Genomic DNA, 7,507 nt, shown 5'->3' on the forward strand with positions numbered 1-7,507 from the left:
TCTGCCTTTTTTCTGGTGGAGAATAAAGAAATCAAAAGAAAAAGGATAAAATTATGGATGTAATAGTATATGCTCATATTCATTGGGATAGAGAATGGTATAGACCTTTTCAGGAATTTAGGCTTAGATTGATTGATGTATTAGACGGAGTTATAGAGCAACTCTTAAATAATACACTTACTGACTTTTATCTTGATGGGCAAGTTATTGCTATTGAGGATTATTTAGAGGTTCATCCATATAGAAAACAAGAAATTATAGAACTTATCAAGAATAAAAAACTTAAAATAGGCCCATGGTATGTTCTTGCTGATGAATTTTTAGTATCAGGCGAAAGCTTAATTAGAAATCTTCTTATTGGCATTAATGAATCCAGGGATTTAGGCGGATCTGATTTTGTTGGTTATTTACCGGATGCATTTGGACATATTTCTGATATACCAAGAATACTAGCATCTTTTGGTATAGAAAATACAGTTGTATGGAGGGGAGTGGGAAATCATAAGTCTGAATTTGTGTGGAAGTCAAAAGACGGCTCATCAGTTTTTGCTACACATTTAATCGAAGGATATTATCAGGATATTTTAAATCAGCCTTATTCAATTGAGGAAAAAACCAAGAAAATAGGTCAGTTTTTAAATAAAATTAGAGAACACAACCTAACTGATTATATTTTATTACCAGCAGGTGCAGATCATCTTGCTGTTGCACCGAATTTTGTTGGACAGATAGATGAAATTAACAAGCATATACATAATTACACTTTACGTCCTGATTCACTTATTAATTATATTAATCTTGTCAAGAATAAAAATCCTCAACTTGAAACGGTTGAAGGAGAATTAAGAGATAATTCAAGAAATCCTATTTTGTCGGGTACTTTTTCATCAAGATTGTATCTTAAAAAAGCCAATGCAAGATCAACCTGGAAGTTAAATAAATTAGCTGAACCTTTACAAGCTCATCTTGAGCAAGCAGGGCTAAGTCCAAGCAGGAAAAATGAGCTTGAATATGTCTGGAAAATGTTATTAAAAAATCATCCTCACGACAGTATTTGTGGTTGTAGTGTGGATGAAGTGCACGATGAAATGATGTCAAGATTTACTCAGGTGGATCAAGTTTCAGACGGATTAATAGGAAGATGTTTTCATGAACTTGCTCATAGGGTTAAAAAAGGTAATATAATCATTTATAACTCTTCTGATCATGCTTTTAATGGAGTAATAAAAGTAAAAACAACAGAAAAACTTCCTGAAAACTTAATGAGCCAATATTTGGGTGAAACTAAAGGATTTCCTAAAGAAGTTCTATTTGATACACAAAGAATTCCTGTAAAAGAAGATATTAAAGATCATAATGAACATTTAATTTGGGTAGAAGATATACTTCCACATTCAATAAATATAATTGATAGTAGTTATAAATATAAAAAACATCCTACTATCGTTGAAACCGGGCCAAGATTTATTAAAAATTCAAGAATCATGCTAAGAGTTAATGATATAGGTGTGCTTACACTTAGCGATTCTGATTCTGGTAAAGAATTTTATAATCTGCACATTCTTCAGGATTATGCAGATAAAGGTGATACATATAATTTCTGTCCCATTCCAAATGATCAGCCTCGAGAAGGAATTCTGGTGAGAACCGAGGTTGTTGAAAATGGAAATTTAAGGGGAGTTTTAAGATTATTCTATGAAATAGAGATACCTGAATCCCTTGATAAAGACGAAAGATTTAGAAGCATGGTAGCTTTAACCCATATAATGGTGGTTGATGTTATAGTTCATGCTGATTCAAGGCGTGTTGAATTTAAAGCTATGTGGGAGAATTTCTCACGTGATCATACACTTCAGGTTAAGTTCAGGTTTAGTGATAAAGTATATAAAACAATTGCAGAAAATAATTTTGGCCTGATAGAAAGAACCTTTAATCCTGATTATAGTCTTTCAGCAAGTATGCCTGCTGAAAAAGGTCAGGAATTAAAAACCAATACTGCTCCAATGCAAAGATTTGTCTGGGCAAATGGCTTAGGAGTTATTACAGAAGGTTTGCCTGAATATGGAGTGGATGGAAATGATCTTTATATTACTTTATTAAGATCTGTAGGTAAATTATCAAGAGAGTCATTAGGTACACGTAATTTGGCAGCTGGACCTCCGTTAGATACTCCTGGAGCGCAATGTCTTGGAGTTCAAAGATTAAGGTATGCTATTTGTGCTACAGAAAAACCTGAAGAACTTTTTATGGAAGCCGATCAGTTTATGAGGAGCATATTAACTGAAACCGGTGTTGCTCAGGATAATTCTAAAGAGCAAGAAATTCCTCATAATTTACTTAATCTTGATAATCCTAACATTTATACTTATGCTCTTAAATTACCTCATGATAATAAGCAAAAAGGCTTAGTTGTCAGGTTAATGAATATTTCTGATATTGAGCAAAATATAAAAATTAAATCAGATCAAGGCTTCTTTAGTATTGTAGAAGTAAATTCTCTTGAAGAGCATATAGCTCAGCAAGCAAGCATTGATGAGGAAATACAGTTTAAACCTTACGAATTAAAGACTTTGTTATTGAAATAGTTTTGTACGCTAATAAACACAACAACTTAGCCTTTTAATATATTTAAAAGACCTAAACCAAAATATAATCACCTAGTGATAGATAGCCAATTATACCGGATAAAGAAACTATTACTCAGTTAAATTAGTTTTGATGAGGAGTTTGTTTCTGGAGGAGCCTCCACAGGCTAAACCGAGAACAGCGAAAATTAACTCCTCGTAATTAAATTAACAAAGCACTACTTTATCCAAATTAAATACGCTATCATCTCACTTGAAATGATATAAATCCACTTGCTTATTTTTAGTTAAGTACAGCGGAAAAAATCATTAAAGATTTTGATGAAAAATCTTTTGTGATTTTTGTAGGCTGCTTCCTGTGTTCAGCTATTAAACGAGTAATAAAAAATGCGTAAGAATTTTTTATTACGTCCTTTAAGAAACAAAAACCCGCAAATAATCTTTAATAATTCAATTAAAAATTATTTAGGCATAACAAATAAGCATACTCGTTAATAGTATAAATAACCAATTCCTTTTCATGCAGCGCACAAAAGCATGCTGCGAGCCATCACTCCTTTCTTGCATGAACAATTATAGTGAGTTAAATCATGATTACAATAATTAAATGAAGTATTTTTTATATTTCTTCTCATCTATAAGGAGTAGATTGAAAAAAATAATTTTTACAATCTTAATCTATTTTTTAAATTTTTAAGATCTTAATTAAGATTTAGGATTAACCCTGTTTAAATATAGTTCTTGAACTAAAACGTATATTGCTGCAGCAATTGCGGGAGATAATATTACCCCTATTATTCCTAAAGTACTTGCAGCGATTAATAATGCAGCAATAATAATTAATGGGTGCATATCTAAGAATTTTCCAAGAATTAATGGAGCAAGAAAACTGTTCTCTATTCTCTGTACAATCAGATAAACAACAATAGCCCATACTGCAAGTATCGGATCTTGCGCTAATGCCACAATGACGGCAGGAACAGCAGATAAAACAGGTCCAATTATAGGAACTATCTCTAAAATAGCTGCAAGTAAACCCAATAAAATAGCAAAATCTACCCCGATAATAGACAGTCCTAAAGTTGTAAGAATTCCAACAGCCAGCATTATCAATAATTGGCCTCTGACATAACCCCCAACTTTTCGAGATATAGTTTTGGTTATAGATGCTGTTTTATCTCTCATATCTTCAGGAAAGAACCTTAAAAATCCTTTTTTAAGTTCTTCTTTATCAAGTAATATAAAAAATACGATAATAGCCATTGTAAATACAGCAACTATACCTGTGACTACATTTATAGTGATATTTATTCCCTGACTTACAATATTTTGTCCTACATTTGTAAGTGGAGAAACAATTTCTGAGATATCAGGAATTATAATTCCTGTTTTTGCCTCTAAATCTGTAATATAAGTATAAACTTCTCCAGAATATACAGGAATACGCTCTACAAATTCTTGAATTTGTTCCGTTAATACTGAGAAGAAAGGAATCAGAACAGTTGCTAAAATAAGAAATCCTGCTATATAAACAAGTAATACAGCCAACCCTCTTGGTATTTTTTTATCCATCCAGTCTACAACCGGAAATAAAGCGCTTGCAATAACAAAAGAAGCAAATAATAACAGAATTATATTTAAGGATTGATAGACAATCCAGGCGAGTATAAGAAAAGCTAATACTAAAATTACACTTCTCGATGATATTATGACTTTTATGGTATTCATTATTTCTCCGATCTTATATTTCTATTAATTTAAAATTCAGTAGTACTAAAACGTAAACCGATAGCTTTAAATTAAGTCTGCATGTTTCAGTGGCTAAGCCACATTCTTAAGTCGTCAATCATTCCAATAACACCATTATCATTCTGTGATAGCTAAGCCACATTCTCAAGTTGACGATCATTCCAGTGATTATTTAAATAAATGCCTTTGGCACTTTACTTAAGTTAGGTAATGGATATTACCTTAAATTCTACTTGAACACCAAACTCTTTTTCAAATAAATTCTTTTTTTCTTTTATAGCTTTAATTTCTGGTGATAAATCGGATAATGAATCTTTTAAAAAAATATATAAAACTTGAGAAAAAGAATCATAAATACAGTCTAAGTCTTCTATTACAGATTTTCTGGATTTATCTAGAGCGTCTGCTAATCTTACTATGGAACTTAGTTTTTTTATAAGATCCTGAGACTTTTTATCTGGTAATTTAGCAAAACATTCATGGTGTTTTTGGGGTGATTTACCTTTATGATATCTTGCTATATTTGCAATTATTTCTATTTCTTCAGGAGAAAATCCTTCGATTTTTTCTTTAATTATTAGGATGTAGGAATACTTATTATGTTCATCACTTGATATAGAATGCCCTATATCGTGTAATAAGGCTCCTGCTTCCAGTAAATCTCTTTCAGAATCTAAAAAATTATGTAAAAAATCTTGTGTTTTATCAAAAATTAATAAAGATAATTTTCTGACCTGTTGAGAATGCTTAGGTTCCAGGTCATATTTTCTAAGAACATTATTTATAGATTTTTCTTTAATTAGATCTAACATAATTAAGGAGTAGTAAGTAATTTACTTACTGTTGCCAATAATTCTTCCTGGTCAAAACCACCTTTTGTAATATATGAGTTAGCACCTAAATTAAGTCCTCTTTTTTTATCTAATTCAGAAGCTAAAGATGTTACCAGGATAATTGGAATATGTTTGAACTTTTCATCTTTTTTAAGGCGCTCAGTAAGTTCAAAACCATTAATTTCAGGCATTTCTACATCTGAAATAATTAAATCAAATTTTTCAGATAATATTTTTGTCAAAGCGTCTAGACCATTTATTGCTACGGTCACATGATAACCGGCAGTTCTAAGGATATTTCTTTCCAGAATTCTTGTTGTAACAGAATCATCAACAACAAGGATGTTTTTCTTATTAATTATACTTGTGTTGTTTTCTCTATTGACTATGAGCTCTTTCTTGCTCATTCCAAAATTTATATAAGCAGATTTTACAAGGTCATTGACGTTTAATATTAAACATAATTCACCCGAACCAAGAGTAGTTACTCCTGCAACATTTCTTATTCTTAAAAGAGGTGGTGTTAAGTTTTTATGGAGAATTTCCTGATCTCCCAATAATTTATCTATAATAAATCCAACCTGAACATCTTCTGCCTGAATAACTATAACTACAATTTTTTCTTCATTAAGCTTCTGATCAGGCATTTCAAGAACTCTTGATAATCTGCAAATAGGTATGGTTTTGTTATCTACAATAATAGTCTCTCTACCTTCTTTATAATGAATGTCTTTTGATTTAATAAGAAGAGCTGTTTTAATAGCACTTGTTGTGATGGCAAATGTTTGATCGTTTACGCTTACCAAAAAGGCTTTAATTGTTGCCATTGTAACAGGAAGCTGGATAGAAACCCTACATCCTTCTCCTAAAGTTGATTTAATATTTACCTTACCACCTAGCTGATTTATCTTAGTGTATACAATATCAAGACCTACTCCTCTGCCGGAAATATCAGTTACAACTTCTCCTGTTGAAAATCCTGGCCAGAAGATGATATTCATGATCTGTTCTTCGTTCATAGCTTGTAACTCTGTCTGAGTTAAGAGGCCTTTTTGAATAGCTTTTTTCTTTATCGCTTCAAGATTTATCCCTTTACCATCATCAATAACCTCAATTAAAACACTGTTTTCGAGATGGCATGCCGATAAAAAAATTCTTCCTTTGGGATTTTTGCCACTTTTGATTCTGGTTTCAGGATCTTCAATTCCGTGATCGATAGCGTTTCTGATTATGTGAATAAGAGGAGATTTTATTTCTTCTATAATTTTTTTATCTACGCTGGTTTCACTACCTGAAATTATAAGATCTATATCTTTTCCTTTTTCTCTTGAAATATCTCTGACCATTCTGGGAAACATATGGAATATGGTAGCAAGGGGTAAAACCCTGACGCTTTTTATTTTTTCTTCCAGTTCATTTACGATTAGATCAAGTCTTGTATCATCTTCCTGTATAGTTTTATATAGAGTACTTATTTGACTCATTAAATCAGCAAGTCTTACAGAATTATCCTCAAAAAATGAAAATATACTTTTATTTTGAGAATATATAGAAGTTCCAGAGGGTAGATCAGATGGTTTGAAAGGTTTTCTATCTAAATTTTTAAGAAACTGTTTAGCTTTTTGCCATTCACGATACCAATCTTCAACCGTGCGAGCTAATTTTTCAACCTCGGTTAGATGCTCTTTTGCTTTAATTTTTGCGATAATTAACTCACCAACCTGGCCTACAAGCTGGTCGAGTTTTCTTGTATCAACTCTTAGTGTTTTTATTGTTGTGTTTTCTGTTGCCGTTTTATCATTATCTGTAGATAAATTTTTGGTATATGTTTCATGGTCATTTTGAGTAAGTAATTCATTCTTCTGATTTATTGGAGAATAATCAACTATTAAGGCATCATTATTTTCTAAATTTGTTTCCTGATCCGATATTTTTATCATTTGAAGTAGAATAGCTAATCGCTGAATTATAAGATCAGGATCTTCCGCAATATTATTTGAAGAGGTTAAAATCATTAATTGCGCTGTATCGAAACTTTGTTTAACTACATCAGTTATCTCTACACTGGGTCTTGTCCCACTTTCTTTTGAAAAAGTAATGAGTTCAAGAATTTTTTCTAAGATTTTACGAACAGTTTGATCAATAGAAGAACTGATAATATTATTTAATTTTTCTATAATAATATTAATAGTATTATTGGCGTTTTCTGACTTTGCGCTTAATAAATTTAAATTTTGGCTAATATAACTTAAGTCTGATTCTAATTTATTATCATTTTCAGGTACTTGAGGATTAATATCTTGTATTTTTTCAACATTTTCTTGTTTTTTATTTTCTGAA

Annotated in this window: 4 protein-coding genes and 1 pseudogene (1 of these 5 running past the window's edge); 2 read left to right on the forward strand and 3 right to left on the reverse strand. The window is 31.2% G+C overall.

Annotated elements, in window-relative coordinates; all coding sequences use genetic code 11:
* Both A2255_07895 and A2255_07900 read left to right on the forward strand, forming a co-directional pair.
* A pseudogene (locus A2255_07895) lies at positions 1-49 on the forward strand (hypothetical protein); it begins 212 nt to the left of the window's first position.
* A 4-nt stretch (positions 50-53) separates the two neighbouring features.
* Positions 54-2,585, forward strand: coding sequence for a hypothetical protein (locus tag A2255_07900; protein OGI16689.1), 2,532 nt, complete (start codon positions 54-56; stop codon positions 2,583-2,585).
* Between the two features lie 705 nt (positions 2,586-3,290).
* Here A2255_07900 and A2255_07905 read toward each other — a convergent pair.
* The 3 genes from A2255_07905 to A2255_07915 form a co-directional block, all read right to left on the reverse strand.
* Entirely contained in the window at positions 3,291-4,313 is a 1,023-nt protein-coding gene (locus A2255_07905) for a hypothetical protein (GenBank protein OGI16690.1), read from the reverse strand.
* A 224-nt stretch (positions 4,314-4,537) separates the two neighbouring features.
* The gene (locus A2255_07910) at positions 4,538-5,146 is read right to left on the reverse strand and encodes a hypothetical protein (protein ID OGI16691.1); all 609 of its coding nucleotides are present in this window, start codon (positions 5,144-5,146) and stop codon (positions 4,538-4,540) included.
* A gap of 2 nt (positions 5,147-5,148) precedes the next feature.
* The coding region (locus tag A2255_07915; protein ID OGI16692.1) for a hypothetical protein at positions 5,149-7,507 on the reverse strand (2,359 nt) is incomplete at its 5' end.

This window comes from Candidatus Melainabacteria bacterium RIFOXYA2_FULL_32_9 (assembly GCA_001784615.1).
Taxonomy (GTDB): Bacteria; Cyanobacteriota; Vampirovibrionia; order Gastranaerophilales; family UBA9579; genus UBA9579.